This window comes from Nocardiopsis sp. CNR-923, from assembly GCF_001942255.1.
Classification (GTDB): domain Bacteria; phylum Actinomycetota; class Actinomycetes; order Streptosporangiales; family Streptosporangiaceae; genus Nocardiopsis.
In genome coordinates, this window is record NZ_MKKC01000074.1 from 44,907 (window position 1) to 65,224 (window position 20,318).

Annotated in this window: 20 protein-coding genes, 1 tRNA gene and 3 pseudogenes; 11 read left to right on the forward strand and 13 right to left on the reverse strand. The window is 71.1% G+C overall.

All coding sequences use genetic code 11. From position 1 onward, the window contains the following. The first annotated feature begins 99 nt into the window (after positions 1-99). From BJF83_RS28880 to BJF83_RS10120, 4 genes and pseudogenes are all read left to right on the forward strand, one after another. Positions 100-624, forward strand: a complete 525-nt coding sequence (locus tag BJF83_RS28880; RefSeq protein ID WP_262391447.1) for a VOC family protein — start codon at positions 100-102, stop codon at positions 622-624. Between the two features lie 39 nt (positions 625-663). After that, positions 664-1,448, forward strand: a pseudogene (locus tag BJF83_RS10110) (SDR family oxidoreductase). A gap of 121 nt (positions 1,449-1,569) precedes the next feature. After that, the gene (locus BJF83_RS10115; RefSeq protein ID WP_075926079.1) at positions 1,570-2,184 is read left to right on the forward strand and encodes a hypothetical protein; all 615 of its coding nucleotides are present in this window, start codon (positions 1,570-1,572) and stop codon (positions 2,182-2,184) included. Continuing rightward, positions 2,181-3,308 (forward strand): PrsW family intramembrane metalloprotease, encoded by a 1,128-nt coding sequence (locus BJF83_RS10120; protein ID WP_075926080.1) that lies wholly within the window; start codon positions 2,181-2,183, stop codon positions 3,306-3,308. Before BJF83_RS10115 ends, BJF83_RS10120 begins: the two co-directional genes overlap by 4 nt. Positions 3,309-3,379: 71 nt before the next feature. Here BJF83_RS10120 and BJF83_RS10125 read toward each other — a convergent pair whose 3' ends face one another. The 12 genes and pseudogenes from BJF83_RS10125 to BJF83_RS10170 all read right to left on the reverse strand — a co-directional run bounded on the left by BJF83_RS10125 (position 3,380) and on the right by BJF83_RS10170 (position 11,701). Next, on the reverse strand, positions 3,380-3,916 hold the full coding sequence (locus BJF83_RS10125; protein ID WP_316042242.1) for a dihydrofolate reductase family protein: 537 nt from the start codon (positions 3,914-3,916) through the stop codon (positions 3,380-3,382). A gap of 329 nt (positions 3,917-4,245) precedes the next feature. Then, positions 4,246-4,860, reverse strand: a complete 615-nt coding sequence (locus BJF83_RS10130) for a hypothetical protein (protein WP_262391448.1) — start codon at positions 4,858-4,860, stop codon at positions 4,246-4,248. Positions 4,861-4,870: 10 nt separating this feature from the next. Then, a complete protein-coding gene (gene folP, locus BJF83_RS10135; protein WP_075926081.1) occupies positions 4,871-5,731 on the reverse strand; it encodes a dihydropteroate synthase in 861 nt (286 codons plus the stop codon). An 82-nt stretch (positions 5,732-5,813) separates the two neighbouring features. Further along, positions 5,814-5,948 (reverse strand): hypothetical protein, encoded by a 135-nt coding sequence (locus BJF83_RS26685; RefSeq protein WP_262391449.1) that lies wholly within the window; start codon positions 5,946-5,948, stop codon positions 5,814-5,816. A gap of 78 nt (positions 5,949-6,026) precedes the next feature. Next, complete coding sequence (locus BJF83_RS10140; protein ID WP_262391450.1) at positions 6,027-6,950, reverse strand: medium chain dehydrogenase/reductase family protein; 924 nt, start codon at positions 6,948-6,950, stop codon at positions 6,027-6,029. 172 nt (positions 6,951-7,122) lie between these two features. Beyond that, a pseudogene (locus tag BJF83_RS10145) lies at positions 7,123-7,380 on the reverse strand (carotenoid oxygenase family protein); the annotation flags it as partial. A gap of 284 nt (positions 7,381-7,664) precedes the next feature. Further along, positions 7,665-7,961, reverse strand: a complete 297-nt coding sequence (locus BJF83_RS28885; RefSeq protein ID WP_262391453.1) for a hypothetical protein — start codon at positions 7,959-7,961, stop codon at positions 7,665-7,667. 149 nt (positions 7,962-8,110) lie between these two features. Continuing rightward, positions 8,111-8,272, reverse strand: a pseudogene (locus BJF83_RS28890) (TetR family transcriptional regulator); the annotation flags it as partial. Between the two features lie 280 nt (positions 8,273-8,552). Next, complete coding sequence (locus BJF83_RS10155; protein ID WP_075926083.1) at positions 8,553-8,789, reverse strand: hypothetical protein; 237 nt, start codon at positions 8,787-8,789, stop codon at positions 8,553-8,555. A gap of 134 nt (positions 8,790-8,923) precedes the next feature. Further along, positions 8,924-8,997: transfer RNA gene (locus BJF83_RS10160), tRNA-Pro, on the reverse strand. Next, positions 8,988-9,782 (reverse strand): alpha/beta fold hydrolase, encoded by a 795-nt coding sequence (locus tag BJF83_RS10165; RefSeq protein ID WP_083678477.1) that lies wholly within the window; start codon positions 9,780-9,782, stop codon positions 8,988-8,990. The genes BJF83_RS10160 and BJF83_RS10165 overlap by 10 nt, the downstream gene beginning before the upstream one ends. A 947-nt stretch (positions 9,783-10,729) precedes the next feature. Then, positions 10,730-11,701 carry a hypothetical protein gene (locus tag BJF83_RS10170; protein WP_075926084.1) on the reverse strand — a complete coding sequence of 324 codons (972 nt, stop codon included), beginning with the start codon at positions 11,699-11,701 and terminating at the stop codon, positions 10,730-10,732. Positions 11,702-12,044: 343 nt separating this feature from the next. Between BJF83_RS10170 and BJF83_RS10175 the strand changes: the two genes are divergently transcribed. Together BJF83_RS10175 and BJF83_RS10180 are read left to right on the forward strand one after the other, a co-directional pair. After that, positions 12,045-12,668: a helix-turn-helix domain-containing protein gene (locus tag BJF83_RS10175; protein ID WP_075926094.1), complete on the forward strand. Its 624-nt coding sequence runs from the start codon at positions 12,045-12,047 to the stop codon at positions 12,666-12,668. Beyond that, a complete protein-coding gene (locus BJF83_RS10180) occupies positions 12,665-13,909 on the forward strand; it encodes an MFS transporter (RefSeq protein WP_075926085.1) in 1,245 nt (414 codons plus the stop codon). The genes BJF83_RS10175 and BJF83_RS10180 overlap by 4 nt, the downstream gene beginning before the upstream one ends. A gap of 154 nt (positions 13,910-14,063) precedes the next feature. Here the strand turns inward: BJF83_RS10180 and BJF83_RS10185 are convergent, their stop codons facing one another. Continuing rightward, on the reverse strand, positions 14,064-14,849 hold the full coding sequence (locus BJF83_RS10185) for a class I SAM-dependent methyltransferase (protein ID WP_075926086.1): 786 nt from the start codon (positions 14,847-14,849) through the stop codon (positions 14,064-14,066). A 769-nt stretch (positions 14,850-15,618) separates the two neighbouring features. On the opposite strand from BJF83_RS10185, the gene BJF83_RS10190 reads away from it, so the two are divergent. The 5 genes from BJF83_RS10190 (at position 15,619) to BJF83_RS31010 (ending at position 20,009) form a co-directional block, all read left to right on the forward strand. Then, complete coding sequence (locus BJF83_RS10190) at positions 15,619-16,323, forward strand: class I SAM-dependent methyltransferase (protein ID WP_075926087.1); 705 nt, start codon at positions 15,619-15,621, stop codon at positions 16,321-16,323. Positions 16,324-16,500: 177 nt separating this feature from the next. Beyond that, complete coding sequence (locus BJF83_RS10195) at positions 16,501-17,616, forward strand: SagB/ThcOx family dehydrogenase (protein ID WP_075926088.1); 1,116 nt, start codon at positions 16,501-16,503, stop codon at positions 17,614-17,616. 4 nt (positions 17,617-17,620) lie between these two features. Continuing rightward, positions 17,621-18,892 (forward strand): MFS transporter, encoded by a 1,272-nt coding sequence (locus BJF83_RS10200; RefSeq protein WP_075926089.1) that lies wholly within the window; start codon positions 17,621-17,623, stop codon positions 18,890-18,892. A 299-nt stretch (positions 18,893-19,191) separates the two neighbouring features. Further along, complete coding sequence (locus tag BJF83_RS10205; RefSeq protein ID WP_262391451.1) at positions 19,192-19,698, forward strand: MarR family winged helix-turn-helix transcriptional regulator; 507 nt, start codon at positions 19,192-19,194, stop codon at positions 19,696-19,698. Then, positions 19,668-20,009, forward strand: a complete 342-nt coding sequence (locus BJF83_RS31010) for a DMT family transporter (protein ID WP_394329321.1) — start codon at positions 19,668-19,670, stop codon at positions 20,007-20,009. The genes BJF83_RS10205 and BJF83_RS31010 overlap by 31 nt, the downstream gene beginning before the upstream one ends. The last annotated feature ends 309 nt before the right edge of the window (positions 20,010-20,318 follow it).

Below are 20,318 nucleotides of genomic sequence, written 5' to 3' on the forward strand. Positions count from 1 at the left end.
CCCGGATCGTACCAGGAAGCTGTATAACCAGTGAGAATCTTTTTGGGGGGTTTGCATCCTCCGCTGATAACCCTCGAAGTCACTTCCTCCGGCTTCCAGGTGGAGTCGGTCGACGACGTCCGTGCCAACGAGGCGCGGCTCCTGGACGCGGCCGTGGAGTTCGCCCACGACGGCGTGGTCCCGCACGGCGAGGGCGTCTCCTCCGGCGGCGCGTTCTTCCACGACCCCGACGGCATCCGCCTGGAGATCTCCGCCCCCACCGGGGTCGAGGACGCCGAGGCCCCGATGCCCGCAGCTCCGACCTGCGGATTCTTCTCGACGCTCGACAGTTCGCGCACGCGCGGCGCCCGGCGCCGCGCCCGCCGCGCAGGGACGTCGCGATGCCCACCTACCACCGGGGAGAGCGGGCGGTCCAGCGCCGCGGCGGTCTGCCCGAGGCGGACGACTCGCACGGGGCCCAGCGGTCGGTCGAGTTCGCGGTGGAGGAGGTCGTCGCCACCGCGCGCGGGGCCGCGCTCCGCCGTGGAGCCCGAGTGCTCCCGCGCCAACCCGCCGGTCGCCGTCGCCCGCTCCCGCTGGGCGCCAGGCGGGGACCCGGCGCGCGGGCCGCGTCGCCGTGCCTGACAGGATGCGGTGAACACGATCGGGCGTCGGGAGGACGAGATGGATCTGGGGATCGCGGGCAAGGTCGCGCTGGTGACCGCCGCCAGTTCCGGGCTGGGCCGCGCCATGGCCGTCGCCCTGGCCGCCGAGGGCGTCGACGTGGCCGTCACCGGCCGCGACCGGGAGCGGCTGGACGGCACGGTCGCGGCCTGCGCCGCACACGGCGTCCGGGCCACCGGGCTGATCTGGGACCTGTCCGAGCACGGCCGGGCCGGTGAGATCGCCGCGCGGGCCGCCGAGGAGCTGGGCCCGGTCGACATCCTGGTCAACAACACCGGCGGTCCCCCGCCCACCCCCGCCCTCGGACAGGACGCGCGACTGTGGCGGGACCAGTACGCGGCGATGGTCCTGCCGGTCATCGAGCTGACCGACGCGTGGTGGGCGGCATGCGCGAACGCCGCTGGGGCCGAATCATCACGAGCACGTCGTCGGGGGCGATCGCGCCGATCCCGGGCCTCGGCGTCTCCAACACCCTGCGCTCGTCGTTGCACGCCTGGTCCAAGACCGTGGCGCGCGAGGTCGCGCCGTTCGGGGTGACGGCCAACGTCATCGTGCCGGGGAGGGTGTCCACCGCGCGCACCGAGGCCCTCGACCGGGCCCGGGCCGAGCGCGAGGGGCTGACCGTCGCGCGGGTCGAGGCGGACGCTCGCTCCGCGATCCCGGTCGGGCGCTACGGCGACCCGCAGGAGTACGGCGCGGTGGCCGCCTTCCTGGCCAGCGAGCGGGCCGCCTACGTCACCGGGTCGACAGTCCGCGTCGACGGTGGACAGATCCCGACCGTCTGACCCGCCCCCGGACAGGTGAAATCCGGGCAAACGTGCAACAAGTCCCCATTTCCTCCGCTTCTCGCGCACACCCGAATGTTTCGCTGGAGTGGCACGGGACGGCGGACGCGGAGGGGGCGCCATGGCGGACACGGACGAGCGGAAACCCGGCGCGGCGCCGTCACGGCCTGCGCGCGGAGCCTGGGTCCCGTTGGGCGCGGCCACGGCGGTGATCGTCCTGCTGGTCACCGTCTGGCCGCTGCTGAACGCGATCCTTCCCGGTACCGAGGACGTCCGCGCAGGTCAGACGAGGCGGATCAGCGCCGAAGGCGGGTACGAGGCGGCGCTGACCTTCGACCGGGGCGGGTGGGCGCTGCACCCCGACGCCAGCGCGGCCGACCGGACGTACCTGTTCACCCGGGGCCCGGTCGAACTGACCGTCCGCTCCGTCGTCCCCTTGGAGGAGACGCGGCCCAGCGCCGCCGATCTCTGGCACGGGCTGGGCCGGATCGTGCGCACCGACGACCCCGCCGCCCACCTGGGCGACCCCGAACCCGTGGCCGCCGACGACGGGACACCGGGGCTGACGGGTTCCCTGCACGGCGCCGAGGAGGGGGCGGCCGCCGTCTACCCCTCGCCCGACGGAGTGTTCGCCGTGGAGATGGTTCTGGCCGGGCCGGACGCCACCTCTTCGGACCTGGCCGCGGTCGCGGACGTCCTGCGCTCGGTAACGTTCACGGAGAAGGGGTCCGCATGAACCGCGCGCCGCGCGACCACCGCGAGGCGGCGGCCGGGCTCGGCCGACCGCGCCCCGCCGGGCACACGGCCCACACCCACGCGTTCCCCGGTCGGCGCCCGCCCGGAGCCCGGCTGCCCGCGCTGGTGGGCGCCGCCGTGTTCGCGCTGGCCTGCCTGGCGGGCCTCGCCGTCCTGGTGCTCCAGCTCTGGGTGCGCGTCCTGGTCTTCCCGTGGGCGTCGGCGCTCGCCCTGGCCTTCGCGGTGGCCACGTGCGCGTTCGGGTTCTGGATCCTGCGCCGGATCCGCCCGGTGCGCCCGCCCGACACGACCGCCAGCGCGGTCGCCACCGTGTGGGGGCTGACCGCCGCCACGGGAACGGGCATCGTCGCCAACGGAGGTCTCAGCGGCATCTGGAACAACGTCCTGGGCCTGGAGGCGACGGGCGTCTGGGGTGCGGCGCTGACCGCGCCGGTCAACGAGGAGCTGCTCAAGCTCGCGGGGATCGTCCTGGTCGCGGTCATCCTCCCGCACGCGCTGCGCGGCCCCGTGGACGGCTTCGTGCTCGGCGCCCTCGTCGGGCTCGGGTTCGAGGTCACGGAGAACGTCGTCTACGGGTTCCAGGCCATCACCCAGACCGGCGCCACCGCCCCGGCCCTGTCGGTCGCGACATCGGCCGTGGTGCGCGTCGGCCTCACGGGTCTGGGGTCGCACTGGGCGATGTCGGCCGTGGCCGGTACCGCCGTAGGGCTACTGGCCGTCGCCGGTTGGCGCCCCGACCGGCGGCGCGCGGTCGGGGCGGCGCTGCTCGTGCTGCTCGCCATCGCCCAGCACTGGCTGCTCGACGCACCGCTGTTCGGCCACGGACTGGCCGCCGTGCTGGTGAGGGTCGCGCTCATCTTCGGCTGCACCATGGCCGTGTACGCCGTGGTGCGGCACTCCTACCGACGCCGGGTACGGCGCGCGCTCGCCGACGAGGGAGCGGCCGTGGGCATGCGGCCCTCGGCGGCCGTCGCCCTGGCCACGCGCCAGGGGCGGCGGCGGGCCGCCCAGGCCGTCGCGCTCCCCGAACGTCCCGCCGTGGTGGACCGCCAGGAGCGGATTTTGGCGCTCGCCGAGGCTCGGGCCGCGCGCCACGAGGGGTGAGAGCCCGCTGTGGGGCGTGCGCCGCGGACGCGTACCGCGCAGCGCGACGGGCGGCATCCACGGCACACGTCCTAGGGGCGCATCCACCGGTGCAGCAGGGTGCCGTCGCGCTCGACCACCAGCCGGGGCACCAGCGTCCGGTCCACACCGGCCCCCGAGGTCACGCGCTGTTGCACGCCCGCCGACAGGAGCGGGACCACGGTCAGGCACAGTTCGTCGAGCGTGTCGGCCGCGGCCACGTCCCTGAGCAGGCGGGGGCCGCCCTCGCACAGGATCCGCGACAGGCCGCGGGCGTGCAGCGCGTCGACGGCGGCGGGCAGGTCCACGGTGTCGCCGCCGACCACGACCACCCGGTCGGGGCCCAGAACGCGGCGCGCCCGGTCGAGCGCGTCCGTCCCCGCTCCCGCGCACGTGACCAGGAGGGCGTCACCGTGGTCCGGTTCGTCGGCGGCGAGCAGCGGCGGCACCTGCGCCGCTCCGCTGACCACGGCCGTCACCGGGCAGACCGGCCGTCCCTCGGCGGCGGCCCGCTCCCGGAAACCCGCCGAACGGGCGGGGGTGCGCCGGTATCCCTCGGACCGGGCGGTCCCCGCCCCGACCAGGATCACGTCGGCCAGGTCGCGCAGGAGCGTGTAGACGACGAGGTCGCGTCGGTGTTGATGGAGCCGGTGCGGCCGTCGTTGCCCGCGGCGGCGCCGTCGAGGGTCGCCACCATGTTCGCCCGCACCCACGGGCGCCGGTCACGTCGGGGTAGGCGTAGAGCCGGTCCAGTTCGTCGGGGCCCAGTGTGTCGCCGGGTTCGGCCACGCCGGGGGCGACGTCGTTCAGAAGGAGGCGCACGACCACACCGCCACGAAGTAGGTGACGCCGAAGGGGGCGTCGGCGTACAGCAGCTCCGACCCGACGCCTGCGCCGTTGAGCGCCGCGGCCGAGGCCATCACCTGGAGCGCGGCGCGCCCGGAGACCCGCTGCGCGGCGGCCTGGTCCACGTCCAGGTCCGTGAGCGCGCCGGTGTCGCCGTCGGCCAGGGCCCGGCGCACGACCTCGTCGACGTCGACCGGGGCGGTGTCCAGGTGCCCGGGGGCGTACACCCCCCAGCGGGCGCCACCGTCGCCCATGACCAGCAGGCCGACGCGCTCGGCCCGCCCGGCGACCGCGCGGGCGACGCGGTCGACCTCCTCCGGCGCGGCGTCCCAGGCGACGGTGGCCGTCTCGACGGGGACGCGGGCGCGACCGCGTCGAGCAGGCGCCGTGCGACGCCCAGGCTCAGCGGCAGGAGTTCGGTGTCCTCGATGTCCTCGGCGGACTCGGCGCCCCCCTCGGCGAACGCCCGGCCGCCGCCGTAGACGCGGACCGGGACCCGACCCGTCACCCGGTCGCGGGAGGCGTCGGCGCCGCCCACGACGACGACGGCGTCCAGCCGCGGGGTGGCCAGCAGTGCGGCCACCGCCGACTCGCACACCCCGCGCAGCTCGGCCGCGGGGTCCTGGGCGCCCGTGAGTTCCCTCAGCAGCAGCGGCGGGTGCGGGCACACCGCGGTCACGACGATCACGCGCTCCTCCTCACGCCAGCCCCCGCACCGTCCGGGCCGGAGGCCGCACGCCCCGGACAGCGCAGACCATGTCGAGCACCTGCCGGGTCGGGGCGACCTCGTGGACCCGGTAGACCCGGGCCCCGTGCCAGGCGCACACGGCGGTGGCGGCGAGGGTGCCGACCAGCCGCTCCCCCACCGGAAGGTCGAGGGTCTCGCCGACGAAGTCCTTGTTGGAGAGCGCGACCAGCACCGGCCACCCCGTGGCGGTCATCTCGTCGAGCCTGCGCGTGAGCTCCAACGAGTGCCAGGTGTTCTTGTTGAAGTCGTGCGCCGGGTCGATCAGCACCGACCGCGGGTCCACGCCCAGCGACACGGCGCGCTCGGCGAGCGCCACGGTCTCCTCGACCGCGGCGCGCACGACGTCGTCGTAGGCGGGGCGCAGGGGGCCGGTCCGGGGGGTGAGTCCGCCGGTGTGGGTGCACACCAGGCCCACGCCGAACTCGGCGGCGACCTCAGCCAGCTCCGGGTCGTAGCCGCCCCAGGCGTCGTTGAGCAGGTCGGCCCCGGCCTCGCAGACGGCGCGGCCCACCGAGGCGCGCCAGGTGTCGACGCTGATGACCAGGTCGGGGAACTCGGCGCGGACGGCGGCCACGAAGTCCACCGTGCGGCGCCTCTCCTCCCCGGCGTCGACCTCGTCGCCGGGCCCGGCCTTGACCCCGCCGATGTCGACGATGTCGGCGCCCTCGGCCACGGCCGCGCGCACGCGCTCGAACGCGGGCGCGTCGTCCCAGGTGGCGCCGTTGTCGTAGAAGGAGTCCCGGGTCCGGTTCACGATCGCCATGACCAGCGTCGAGTCCGGACCGTACTCCCGACCCCGCAGTCTCAGCACGCGTCGGCCGCCTCTCCCGGGACGCGCGTCCCCCCGCGGTGTTCGAGTCTCATGTCGTTCAATGCCCTCCCAGCGGCCCACCCTAGGGCACGGTCGAACCGGTGTCCGCCCGGGACAGGCGTTCGAGGGCGGTCGCGTCGAGGAACCCGGTGTGCGTGCCGGCGCTGGCACAGGCGAAGGCCCCGGCGACCGATCCGGCCCGCACGCACTCCCGCACGGAGCCGCCGCCGAGACGGTCCGGCTCCTGAGGGAGCGCGCCCAGGCGCTGTGACCGCGCCCGGACGCGCCCCCGCCGTCAGTCGGCGTCGGGCACGATGACCACCTTGCCGACCACGGTCCCGGACTCGGCCAGGGCCAGTGCCCGGCCCGACTCGCTCAGCGCGACCCGCGCGGCGATCGGCGGCGCGATCACCCCCGTGCGCAGGAGGTCGAACACCGTGCCCAGGTCCTCGGCCAGGCCGCGCCGGTACCGGTCGCGGGACCGGTACCCCTGCCACAGGTTGAAGAAGTGGGCCCGTCTGCGGTTGGGCAGCGCGTTCCACAGCAGGAGCCGGGCGGCCAGGACCAGCACGGGCGTGCGCGGGTTCCCCGGCAGGTCGCGGGTGGCCGCGGTGCCGTACGACACCAGCCTCCCGCCCGGGGCCAGGAGCCGGAAGGAGTCGGCGATGCCGGGTCCGCCCACGTGGTCGAAGACCGCCGCCGCCCCGTTCGGGGCCAGCCCGCGGATCGTGGCGTACATGTCGGGCGCCCGGCGGTCGACGGGGATCGCCCCCAGCGCGCGGACCGCGTCCATGTGGCGGGCCGAGGCCGTGCCGATGACGGTGATCCCCGCGTGCCGGGCCATCTGGGCGAGCAGGGAACCGACCCCGCCGTTGGCGCCGAGCACCACGATCGTGTCGCCCCGCCGCACCCGGGCGACCCGGTGCAGCATGCGGTGGGCGGTGAGCCCGTTGACCAGCGCCGCCTCGGCCGTGGCCGGGTCGACCCCGTCGGGTACCGGGACGAGGTCGGCGGCGGGAAGCGCCACCCGCTCCGCCCAGGCCCCGGTCTTGGTGAGCGCGGCGACACGCCGTCCGACCAGGGTCGTGTCCGTGCCCGGGCCGGTCGCCTCCACAGTGCCCACGAGGTCGTAGCCGGGCACGAACGGGAACGGCGGTTGGTCGAAGTACTTGCCGCGCCGCATCTGCTGTTCGGCGAAGGACACCCCGGTGGCCTCCATCCGGACCAGCGCCTCACCCGGGCGGAGCGGGTCCAGCGCACGGCGTCGGACGGTGAGCTCCTCGGGCGCACGGGTCCGGGCAGGACCACCTCCAGTGCGTCGCGGCGGGTGTTCTCGGTCATGGCGGTCGTCTCCTCGTGTGCGGTGAGCGGGTGGTGGGCGGTCACGGTGTTCACTCCGCCAGGTCCTGGTCGGGGATCCACGACCCGTGGACGCCCAGGGGCACGTGGTGCGGCAGCTCCACGGTCGCCACGGGCTCCCCGGTCGGGTCCCGGGCGTCCAGCACGACCAGTTCGGAGAGCCGCCTGCGCAGGTCGCTCACGATGGTCAGCAGGTAGCCGTCGTCCTCCGCGGTCGCGCCCTCGGCGGGCACGAACACCGCCTCGCCCGGGGCGCGGTCCGGTCCCGTCCCCAGGACGTGCCGCGCACCGGTGTCGCGGTCAGTTCCAGAGGCCGAGCATCACGACGACGGACAGGGTCAGGACGCTGAGGACGGACCACCAGGCGGCCTTCTCGGCCGAGCGTCGGGTCGCGGTCATGAGGGATCTCCTTCTCGATAGTTTGTGAGCGGTCACTCACTTGATGGAGCCAAAAGGACGCCCGAAGGCAAGCCACGTCGTGGACGCGGTCAGCTCCAGGCGACGAACATGGCGACGGCCAGGCCGGCCAGGGGAACCAGCGCGATCCAGCGCATCATGGTCTCGTTCACGTTTCTCACCTCCTCGGCGTGCTGGGAACGTGGCGCATGCCCGTGGTCAGGGTGCGCGCCCAGGGTGTGTCGAGGGAGTCCAGGTCCAGAGCGGTGATCAGGTGGCACAGCAGGCCCATCGCCATGAAGTACTGCACCTGGTCGCGCGTGCCCCCGGACAGCTCGTGGGCGAGGGTCACGATCCGGGCGTACCCGCCGCGCATCGCCTCCCGGATCTCGGGGACCTCGCTCGCGCTCTGGGCGTGGACCTGGAGCATGAGCAGGTCGCGGTCGGCGATGAGGTCGGCGTAGGAGTCGCCCATGGCCTCCAGCACCTGGGGCGCGGCGCACCGGCGGCCGTCTGCGCGCCCTCGCGCAGCGCCCGGTCGATGAGCTCGAAGCAGCGTTCGAGGGCCGCAGTGAACAGACCGAGCTTGCTGCGGAACAGTCGGAACACGTAGGCCTGGGAGATGCCGGCGGCGTCGGCGACCTCCGCCACGGGCGTGGCGTGGTAGCCGGCACGGGCGAACGCGGGCAGCGCCGCCCTGAGGATGGCTGCCCGGCGGGCGTCCGCGGTGGATCTGGGCGCTTCGGTCGCACTCATGTATGTGAGTACACACTCACAACGGCGCATTGTCAAGTCCGCGCGACCGGACGTCCGGGGCGGCCGCTCGGGACCGCCCCGGGGGTCAGCGCGCGTACCCGCCGGGCACGCCCTTGGTGCGGGGTCACGTACCGGAACAGCGGAACGGTCACCGCCCTCACCTCAACGCGGTGGGGGCACAGGCGCCGATCCGGTACAAAGTCTGGAGGATCAGAAGGACGCCGACTGCGCGTGGCTTCGGTGCGCGACAGGTCATCGGCGATTCATCGACCCCGACCCGCGGCGTCGCGGACGGTGACAGATCCACCGACTATCCGCTGTGGCCGACCACGTTGCCGTTGGAGCAGTGGTTCGCATGGCCGCCCACCCCATCGCCCAGGGCCGGGACCTGAGCCACCTCCTGCAGGCACACGGCCGCGGGGACGAAGCCCCAGCCGTCGGCCGCGTTCACCCCCTCGCCGAAGTTCGAGTCGGTGTCGGCGTGGGCGGGCGCGGCAAGTCCCAAGGCGCCCAGGGCGAGCAGAGCGGTCACCAGTGCTTTGTTCATGTGGTCATCTCATCGTCGCATCGAACACGTGCGATTACACAGAGTAGCAGCCGATGGCTCCGGGCGAGACCACGGACACTGTCGTCACAGGCAACGCGAAAGGGGCGCCCACCTGCGTGAACGCCCCTCATCTGTCGGGACGGCGGGATTTGAACCCACGACCCCTTGACCCCCAGTCAAGTGCGCTGCCAAACTGCGCTACGTCCCGTACCGCTGGCCGGAAGCCGTTCCCGGCACCGCCAACAGGTGAAACCCTATCGCATCCCCGAGCGCGCTCGGACCGCTCAGCTTCCCGTGCGGGCGCGTGGGGCGGGGCTCACTCCGTGCGATCCCGCGCGCCGTCGACGTCCGCGACCAGGTGCGCGCGAACCAGTCCGCGGCCGCGACGGCCACCTGGTCGAGCGTCCCGGGTTCCTCGAACAGGTGCGTGGCGTAGGGGACGACGTACACCTCGTGCGGGCCGCCGAGCCGCTGGGCGGCGATCTCGTTGAGCGCGAGCACCTGGCGGTCAGCGCCCCCGACCACCAGCAGGACCGGCGCGCGCACGCGGGTGAGCGCCGCTCCCGCGAGGTCGGGGCGGCCCCCTCGGGACACGACCGAACCGACCAGGTCAGGGTGGTCCGCCGCGGTCCTCAGCGCGGCGGCGGCCCCCGTGCTCGCACCGAACAGCCCGACCGGCAGCTCCCGTGTCTCCTCGCGTCCGCCGAGCCAGGTCACCGCACCCGACAGCCGCCCCGTCAGCAGGTCGATGTCGAAGCGCTGCCTGGCGGTGATCCGGTCGATCCGCTCCTCGTCCTCGGTCAGCAGGTCGAACAGCAGCGTCGCGAACCCGCTCTCCTGGAGGACGGAGGCCACCATGCGGTTGCGGGGGCTGTGCCGCGAGCTACCGGTTCCGTGGGCGAAGACCACCGCGCCGGCGGGCGCGTCGGGCGTGGCCAGGTTCCCGCCGAGCGACACCCCGGCCGTCTCCACGGCCACCTCCTGCTCGGCCATGGCGGGTTCCCCCTCCCGCGACGCCGCGCGTCCGGCCGGACGCGACCGCGTTCGTCTAACGGCTCCTGTAGAGACCGCTACCCGGCGCTCGGCCAGACCACACCCGGCCGCGGGGGTAGCGGCGGAGAGTCTTCTTCAACCTGAGCGAAAGCTTCCTGATCTGGATCAATGAAGGCAACCGGTCATGACGATCGGCCCCACCGCTCAGAGGGGCGGTTACCCGGAACGCGGACGGCAGCGAGCCCGTTTGCCGCCGGCGATCTGTACCCACGCTGCGCTGTGCCGGGGGCGAGCCCGAGAAGGCGACCAAAGACCGGCGGAGGAAGCTGGCGGGCGTGGTGCGTCAGGGCCCCGTTGCGGTTGACACGGGGGTCGATGCCCAGGGCGCGGAGTCGGCGGGCGAGTGTGGCCGGATGCAGTGGCCGTCCGGGTGGGGTGCCTCGAAGCTTCCGGACAGCGTCCCCAAGAGGTTGAGGACGAGCATCTGAGTTATCGTCTCGCCGTCTGACAGTTCACAAGAGAAGCTGTCCGGAGTTTTGATGGCCCCTCACTCCCAGGGGAAGGTCCCGGTGAACTCGGCGAACCGGCGGACCGGCGGACCAGTCCTCGTCGGGTCGTGATCGTCGTCGTGGCCAACTGACGGCTGAGCTGCTGGCGCTGCCACCCGGTCAGCATCGCGTCGTAGACCGCTTCGGACGGATGTAGCGGCACCACGCCCTCGGTCAGGACCAGGTGCGCGGCACCTTCGATAGCCACCCGTTTCACCCGAAAGACCTCCTCGCATCTGATGTGAGGAGCGTGGGGTGGAACGCAGAAAACGCAGGTCAGCGGACGTTGTCGATGCGGCGCGACGCGATAGGAGAGGAGGAGGCGGTGCCCCTGTTTGACCTGCATGGACAGCTTCACGGGGTGTGCGAATAGTGCATCTGATGCAATACGCACGCTTATCAGTACGACGAGATGTGCACGTGGTCGTAGTGGTTCTCGGTGACGCTGCCCCGGTCGTTCATCGCGACCCACTGGCGGTTCTGCGAGTGCCAGATCCGCTGTTCCCAGATGACGTACTTGACGCCGAGCCGGTCGGCGTTGTCGATCGCGTACTGGGCGATCTGGTTGCCCACGCCCCGGTTCCCGCCGGAGGGGTGGGTGCCGATGACGGCGACCATGAAGTCGCAGGCCTGCCCCGATCCGTGGTCGTCGCTGCTGTCGCGGGCACATCCGACCTCGTAGGGGACGCCCACGTTGAGGATCACCTCGTCGCGGATGGCCGCCATGCGCGGGGTCGCCCCGTCGAAGCCCCAACCGCGCACGCTGTCGGGGATGCTTCCGGTGGCCGGTGTCGCGGGCGCCTCGGGGACCTGCTGTGCCTCGTACTCCTCGATGAGCGCCTCGACCTCCTCGCGCTGCCCCTCCAGGTCGTCGATGAGCTCCTGGGCCTCGGCCAGCTCCTCCCCGGCCTCGCTCGCGATCTCCGCACGCTCCTCCTGGAGGGCGACCAGGTGGGAGATCTGGCCGGCCTGGCTCCGGCTGAGCTGCTCGACCATGGCCGCGTCCGTGAAGAAGTCCTCGGGATCGCTGCTGAACACGACGTCGAGCGCGGGGTCGAAGCCGGTGCCCATGTACTGCCCGGCGGCGATGCGCGCCACTTCGGACCGGGACCGCTCCAGCTCCTCCTCGACCTCGGCCAGGTCCTCCTGGGCGCGCTCGGCGCGCTCCTCGATCTCCTCGAACTGGAGGAGTTCGCCGTCGTAGGTCTCCGCCAGGTCCTCGGCGCGGGCGTTGAGCTCGTCGATGTCCGGGTCCTCGGGGTCCGCGTGGGCGGTCTGGGGGACCACGACCGCCGCCGCGCACAGGACGGCCGCGGCGAGGCGCGCGCCGCGCCGTGTGCGGACGGAGGGCGATCCGGGGATGCGAGTCATGTCAGCTCCATGAGTGGTACCGCTGGCGAACCCGCGCGCGGGTGGGGGTTCGGGGGCCCTCCGCGCACGTCGCTCACGGAATGGCGCCTGTGGGGCGAGGGGTACTCCGCAGACCATACGAGATGTGGGCGCCATATGCCTAATGCCGGGAATATCCACGCAGATCGCGCACATGCCACTGTGACCTGGAGGAACGCCGGAACGGCGGTGTTCACCCTACGGAACCGCGGCCCCTCCGGCGAGTCGGCCGCCCGACCAGGCCACCCGGTGCGGGCCCGTGTTGGCCAAGAACTCTTGGCCAACACCTCTTGGCCAAGAACTCTTGGGCATCTACCCTCACACCATGGACACCCCCCACGACACCCCCGTCCCCGACCCCTTCGAGAACGCCGCGGTCCTGGACGCCCACTCCCTGCGCGGGCTCGCCCACCCCCTGCGCCTGCGCATACTCACGCTGCTCCAGGTCCACGGCCCCGCGACCGGCAAGGCCGTCTCCGAACACTTCGGCATCGCGTCCGCTTCGGCGAGCTACCACCTGCGCCAGTTGCACGCCCACGGCTTCATCGAGGAGGCGCCCGAGCTCGGCACCCCACGGGAACGCTGGTGGCGCGCCCCGCACACGGGCTTCCGCCTGCCCGAACACCTGGACACCGAGGCCCCTGAGCTGAGCACGGCCGTCCGACTCGCCCTGGCCGCGCGCTGGAGCGAAGACCTCGGAGCGGCCGTCCACCTGTGGTCCTCCCAACCCGAGGGCTGGCGTGAGGCCCAGGTCATGGGCGAGCGCCGCACACAACTCACCGTCGACGAGCTCACCGCCCTGCGCGAGGACATCCGCGAGGTCCTCGACCGCTACGCGCGTGAGCCCGGAGAGCGGGCCGACGCCGAGGCACCCGGCAGCCGTGTCGTACGCGTCCACTTCGCCGCCTTCCCCAGCCCCGACCCGGACGACGCGCGGAACCGGACGTGAGCCGCCGCGCCCTGGTCGGTCTGGTCAGCGCGGAGGCCCTCGCGCTCACCGGCACCCGGATCAGCCTCGTCGCCGTCCCCTGGTTCGTCCTGGAGACCACCGACAGCCCCGCCCACATGGGTCTGGTCACGCTCTTCGAGATGGGCGCCTACACGCTCGCCCGCCTGTTCGGCGGACCGGCGCTCGACCGCGTCGGCCAACGAGCGGTCAGCGTCCGTCTGGACCTGGTGGCCGCCGCGGCACTCCTGCCCATCCCCCTCCTGCACGGCGGCGGGCTGCTGCCCTTCCCCCTGCTGTTGGCGCTCGTGACGGTGGTCGGCCTGGCCACCGGCCCCTCCGAGTCCGCCAAGGTCTCCATGGCTCCGTCCGTCGCCGCCGCCACGGGGACCCGTCTGGAGCGCGTCACCGCCCTGACCGGGACCGTGGACCGGCTCTCCCAGAGCGTCGGACCGGTGGCCGCCGGGGCCCTCGTCGGGCTCCTGGGCGCCCTGTCCGCACTGCTGCTGACCGGCACGCTCATGATCCTGGCGTCGGCGGTCCTCGCCGCGCTGGCCCCGCGTACGCGCCCGGGAGGCGACGCCGACGCAGAAGGCGGCTACCCGGCCCGCCTGCACGCGGGTTGGAGTGCGGTATGGGGCGACCGGACGCTGCGGGTCCTCGTCGTCATGATCATGGTGACCAACCTGATCGACACGGCGGTGATGACGATCGCGCTTCCCCTGTGGGTGCGCGGGCACGGCCTCGGGCCCGAGGCCGTGGGGCTCGTGGCAGGGGTGCTGGGCGGCGGCTCGGTCCTCGGTTCGCTGGTCGCGGTCGGGGTGGGCCATCGGCTGCCGCGCGGGTTGACCCTCTTCGGCGCGCTCGCGCTCACCGGCCCGCCGCGCATTCTGGTGCTGGCCCTGGACACACCGCTCTGGCTGACCGTGGCCGTGTGGGGCGTGGCCGGGCTCGGCGGCGGGCTCGTCAACCCGATCCTGGCCGCCGTCGTCTTCGAACGACTGCCCGCACACCTGGTCGGACGTGGAACAGCCATGGTGGGCGCCCTGACCCGGCTCGCCGCGCCGGTCGGCGCTCCGGTGGTCGGCGCGGCCATCGCCCTGCTCGGGATCTCCCCCGTCCTCCTGGTGTGCTCTGTCGTCTACGGCGCCGTGGTCACACTCTCGGCGTTCGGTCCGCGCACGCCGCCACCCGGTGGTGGGAGAGGGTCGTGGACCCGACCGGGGAGGCCGCGCATGCGCTGAGTCCCGTCGCCCGCACCGTCGGTTGGCTCACATCGGTGCGGGTGGGTCGCAGGAGGCGGATTCCCGATCCGTGCCGAAGCGACCGCACCGCCGGCCGCACCGTGTGTCGAGCCGCACGCCCGACCATCGCCGTGGTCGACCTCGTCTTCCGTGGTCAGGCCCGTGTGGTGACGCGGATCTTGGACTGGCCGTGCGGCCGTTCCTCCCAGTCCTCCATCAACCGGGCGGCGAGCCCGTGCCGCTCCGCCAGGGAGAGCAGCGTGCCCGTCCGGTAGTAGAAGTCCTCCCGCAGGACGTGGTGCTCCGTCCCCTCGGTGCGGTCGAAGGTGAAGTCGAAGAAGCCGCCGGGAGCGAGGACGCGTCCCACGTGGGCCAGGCACTGGTCGATCACCTCGATGGGCGAGTGCGAGAAGACGCTGTGCGCGTGTACCACGTCGAAGTGGTTGTCGGGCAGGAAGTCGAAGGTGAGGTCCCGTGTGACGGTCAGGTGGGGCAGCTTGGCCTGGAGCCCGTGTTCGACCAGTGCCTTCTTGGCCTCGATCATGATGTCGGGGGAGATGTCGATCCCGTAGTAGCCGCCCTCGTCCAGGTAGGCGATGATGTGCCATCCGGCCCTCAGGTTCCCACAACCGATGTCCAGTAGCCGGTGTTCCGGCCGCAGCCCGTGCTCGACCAGGTAGTCGAACTGCATCCTGCCCAGTGCGAGCCACCGCTCCTGGCTGTGGCTGCCCACGGCCGCCTTCGGATCGCGTGCGGTGTCGGAGGCCATCACCGCCCGGTAGTAGGCGATGTGGTCCCGGTGGATCAGCCTGAGGCGCAGGTCCCGTGCGCCACGCCGCGCGTAGGGCAGGATCCGGTTCGGATGGCGCACCGCGTAGCGGATCCTGTGAACCCAGGACGCGCGGTTCGCGCGCAGGGAGGCGGCTGTCCTCGTCGACATGTGCGCCCTTTCCGTTCGTGGTCGAAGTGCCACATCGCGTACGTCACCTCGGTTATAACGGGTGACGGGTTCGCCGCCGGGGACGCCCGGCCGCCCTCGGGTGTCGCGGGGACGGCGCCGGGTTCGACTCCCCGAAGGCTCTGGTGTCGTCGAAGGCGCACGGATGACCCTCGGGCCACGGGGGGTGAGCGGTCGCGCGGGTGAGGCGGAGGACGGGAGTGGAGCGCGAGGGGTGGTCGCGGCGAGCATGCGGCCTCGTACACCGTGGCGCCTCGACAACTCCGTGATCCTTTGGGTCCGTACCGGTTCTCGCGCGCCAGGGTCCGATCGTTGCCACGCACTCAGCTCAGGTCCGGCATTCGCGTGCTCACGGGCGAACTCAGACGACTCCGGAGTCATGGGCTGACGCCAGAGCCCGACGGATAACCGAGTTGAGTCACGTTCGCATAACAGGGACGCAAGGTGTTTGGTTTCGCCCAAACATACTGAGGGATCGCGACGACTTGGAGTTTCGAATTCCGGCATTGACCTGGCGGTTCTTCGACGACCCTCACCAGTTTGGATGCACGCAACTTCCATCACTGTCCGAATGTGGCCAGATCCTTGACCGAAGATGGTTCCCATCATATTTTTTACCCAATCGCCTGCAGGTTGAACTTGGAGGTCGAAGATTTCCTCTCATCCCCCCTCAATGTCCCCGCTGGAAGCCTATGAAAGGCTTGCCGGCCAATATGACGCGACATCGAGAACTTCCGACTACTACCGTTGGATGAATCTTTTCAGCGATCTCCTGAAAGAATTCGGCACCCCCGGAGAACGGCTGGTCGACCTCGGCTGCGGCACCGGCAACAGCTCCGTGGAACTCCAGAAGTGCGGATACAGGGTCACCGGCGTCGACCTCTCTCCCGCGATGGTGTCGGCCGCTGAGGGAAAAGAGGAGATGCAGGAGATCGATTTTTTCGTGGGAGGCTTGGCCGATCTTCCCCTCCCGTCTGCGAAATTTGATGCCGCGATCTCCGCAGGCGAGGTGTTCCACTACATCTCCGGGGACGAGGAGCTGGACGCCGCTTTCGCCGAGGCCGCGCGGGTACTGGCTCCCAACGGCCTTCTGATCGTGGAAGTGAACACCGAACTAGCCTTCCGTGTGCTCTCCCAGGCTCCCAACATCCGCAGTTCCGACGACGGGTTCATCTGCTTCTCACCGCTGGCGCCGGCCGGCTTCTCCCCCGGCGGGACCATCGACCTGAAGGTGGACTCCTTCGCGCGGGTGGAGGGTGACCTCTGGTCGCGCTCCGTCACACGGCACCGGCTGCGCCACCTGACCCATGAGCGGATCCTCGAAGGCATCGTCTCCGCCGGTCTGGAGTTCGTCTCCGTCCGAGGTTTCCACGGAGGGGCTCTGGAGGACGGTCTGGACAACGGAAGACACCCCAAGGCTCTGTACGTCGCCCGACGTGCAGACTCCGTGGTCTAACCGCGGAAATCCCCCCGTTGGAGCTGGCCTCCAGCAGCTAAGGAGAAGGCCATGATCAAGGTCGAACCCGTCGAAGAGCTGACCATCATCATCGTGTTCAGCGCCAGCTAGCATGCGGCCAGAGGAGGTCGGTCCCCGAGCGGGGCCGACCTCCTCGTTTTCACAGGGAGCAGTACTTTGAAGTACAGGTCAGCAGAGCATGTCGAATGCTACTGGGATGCATCTGGTTTCTACGCAAAGAACCCTGTAACGAAGGTAAAAATCAGCACCGACCCGGTCACCGCGAGCGTTCTCTACAGCTTTTCTGAGTCGCGATCCGTGTCTGACGTGGCACAGGAACTGGGGTTGGATGAAAACGTCCTGGAAAGTGCGGTGACATCCCTCTCATCGCTCGGGTTCCTTAAATCCGAGGAACAGGGTGAGGCCGAAAATGACACAGGGGGATTCGACGCCTGGGCACCTTGGGGAAAGGAAGGACTATCCTTCCATTTCTCCACCAGGGACGCACCTTTCACAGAGAGCACCGACGAGGTTCGGGAGGAGATCACGAAAGACCCGTCACCTCCCATTTTCAAGGAATACAAGAATGCGGACAGGATTTTTCTCCCCCGGCACCAGAAGGATCCCGGCCACTCCTACCAGGAAGTCCTCTACCGGAGGAGAACCCATCGGGACTTCGTTGGCGCGCCTGTCGGACGGGAGGTCTTCTCGACCCTCATGGCGATGACCTTCGGAGTGAAGGACTTTATCGACGCCAAGCAGTTCGGCGCGCTCATGGTGCGAACCAGCCCCGCCGGTGGCGCCCGTCACGAACTGGAGGCGTACACGGTCGTCACCGGCGTGGCCGGGATCGCTCCGGGGATCTACCACTACAACGTCCGGGAGCATTCCCTGGAGCTGCTCCGGGAGGGTGAGTTCCGGGACGGTTTGACCCGTGCGTGCGACGCGCAGTCAGGCGTGGGTGAGGCGCCCTTCTCCGTGGTCCTGACTTCGGTCGTCGCACGCCTGAGCTTCAAGTACCGGCACCCTCGCGCCTATCGGGTCATGTTGATGAACGCCGGGCACCTCGGCCAGACCTTTGCCCTGACGGCGACGGCACTGGGGCTCGGCCCCTTCCAGACCGCGGCCTTCAACGACTCGGCCGTCGAGGGGCTGCTGGGCGTCGACGGGGTCCGGGAGACCGCCCTGTACGTCCTCTCCGCCGGTGTCCCCGCCGTGGACGTCAACGGGGACCCGGTTCTCTCCCATCCGCCGATGAGTCTGGAGGGCTCCCGGAAGGCCAGGTTCGAATAGGCGCATGGACATCGACTCCTCGCACGCCGAGGACGATTCGCCGACGGCGGGGTTGGGGGGAGCCTTCCACCGCTTCTGGGTCGCGCACACGTCGGCCAACCTCGGCGACGGCGTCCTGTTGACCCTCTTCCCGCTCATGGCCGCTGCCCTGACCTCCGACCCCCTCGCGGTCTCGATGCTGACCGTGGCGGCCTACACTCCCTGGCTGCTGTTCGGCCTCCACGCCGGGGCGCTGATCGACCGGATCGACAAGCGCCAAGCCATGGTGGTCGGCAACGTCCTGCGATGCGCACTGCTCGGTGTACTGGCGGTGGTCTCCTGGTTCGGTCCGGTCCCCGTCTGGGGATTGTGCCTCTTCGTCTTCGCCCTCGCGGTCTGCGAGGTCTTCCACGACGGCTCAGCCCGGGCGCTGCTCCCCGCGCTGGTCGCACGGAGTCTCCTGATCACCGCCAACAGCCGCCTACAGGGGACCCGTGTGGTGGCCTCGGATTTCCTCGGCGGCCCGCTCGCGGGGCTGCTGTTCTCCCTATCCGCGGGAACAGCGCTCCTGTTCAACGCGGGGGCCTACCTGGTGGGGGCGCTGTTCCTGCTCTCCGTGCCCGCCGTGGCCCGTTCCCCCGGAGGGGGGAGGAAGGACCGAGGCGAGCGGGCACCGGAATCGGAGCACTCCTCACTGACCCGCGAGGCGCTGGACGGGCTCCGGTTCGTCAGGAACGACCGCGTCCAACGGGGCTTCGCCGTGGCCGCGGCCGTCTCCGGGTTCGCCACCGGCGGGGTGTCGGCCATCCTGGTGCTCTACGTCACCCGGACTCTCGGCGTCGCGGAAGCACTGTTCGGGGTCTACACGATGCTGTCCGCGGTGGGCGCGCTCGCCGCCTCGATCCTGTGTGCTCCGTTGGGGCGGTGGTGCGGCCACGGTCCTCTGCTCATCGTCGCCCACGTTCTCGGAGGAGGGGTCCTGCTGGCCATGGGACTGTTACCCAACGTCGTCGTGGGCGCCGTCGCACTCGGTGTCTTCGGATTCGCGGCGACGACGATCTCCGTCAGCGCCGTCTCCATCCTTCAGGCGGTGACGCCGGAGCCGATTCTGGGGCGCGCGTCCATGGCCCGTATGCTCCTCGCCCAGGCCTCCGTTCTCCTGGGGGTCTTCGCCGGCGGCCTGTTGGGAGGGTTCGGACTTCACACGCCGTTCGTCGCCGGAGGGGCCCTGCTCCTGGCGGCGCCTGTGGGGTTCGGCCGTGTGTTCCGGGCGGGAGCGGAGCGCGCCGCGGTGTGACCGGCTCCCGGCCAGGTTCGGCGCGACCCCTCCAGTGCCCCTCCGCGCCCTCGGCGCTCAGGTCGCGGCTCCACTTCGCCGTGCGACACGTCTTGGCGGGGCTCTCCCGGTTCCCGCGGCGGGCGGCGGGGGCTCGGTCAGAGCCCGTGGAGAGCAAGTCGCGGTCCCCACGGCGTCCGGCGTGGTCTGGCTCCCATCGGGACCGGCCGGCACGCGCCCTTGCGGGTCCGTCCGTCGCGCGTTAGCTTAATTGCATGCACATGCATAATTTCTCCACCGGAGAAACGACGAGCCACGGCGTGAGCTCGGACTGGTCGCGGGTCGCCGCCTTCGTCGCGGCGGTGGACGCGAATCTGGGCGCTTGGCTCACCGAGCACCACGGGGTCGGACTCACCGAGTTCCGGGCGGTCACGCACCTGAGCCAGTCACCCGACAAGGAGCTGCGGGTGAACGACCTCGCCCACAGGGTCAACCTGAGCCAGAGCTCGACCACGCGGCTGGTGTCGCGCCTGGAGGCGAGGGGCCTGGCGCGTCGGGACGTGTGCTCGGAGGACGGCCGTGGGGTGTACGCGGTGATCACCGAGGAAGGGGAGGCCCTGCTCCGGGCGGCCCGCGCCCCCTTCGACGAGCGCCTGGCCGGACTGCTGGCGAACGCGGCGGCGCACGACCCGCAAGGGACGCACACGGGCTGGCGCGGGCGCTCACCGCCATCGGGCGGGCGGTCTCGCCCTGAAGGCGACGAGGGAGGCGGCGGAACCACGCGGTGGAGCAATACATGCATGCACATGCAGCTATATTCACCATAGCTCGCGGCACGAGGCGCCACACTCGCCTGTCGCGCCCCGCATCGAAAGGAACCCACCATGAGCTGGATCTATCTGGGAATCGCCGTGATCTTCGAGGTCGCTACGCCCTCAGCGTCGGCGGCAGCGCCGGATTCACCGTCATCGGATGGTCGATCTCCGCCGTGGTCTTCTTCCTGCTGACGCTGTTCTCCCTCAGCGTCGCCCTGAAGCGGATCGATGTCGGGATCGGCTACGCGGCCTGGGGGGGATCGGAGCCGTCGGCGCCGCGGCCCTCGGACCCGTGTTCTTCGACAAGACGCTCACACGGGTGAGCGCCCTTCGTCTGTCGGGACGGCGGGATGTGAACCCACGACCTACGCGCGAGCATCCGCGATCTTGTCAGTTCTCCTCCGCGGAAAACCCCTTCCACCGGGAATCGGTAGAAGGGGTTGGAGGTTCCGGACCGTACGAGTTCAGCGTGTCTTAGAGCTCATCTCAAAAGCCATCAGCATGCTTTGCCAGGTGCTTGTAGCAGATGAGGGTGCAGGCGATGCCGAGCATGGCCAGGAAAGTGGAGGCCTTGCGTTCCCAGCGCACGTTCAACCTGCGGTAGGAGCCCAGCCAGGCGATCGAGCGCTCGA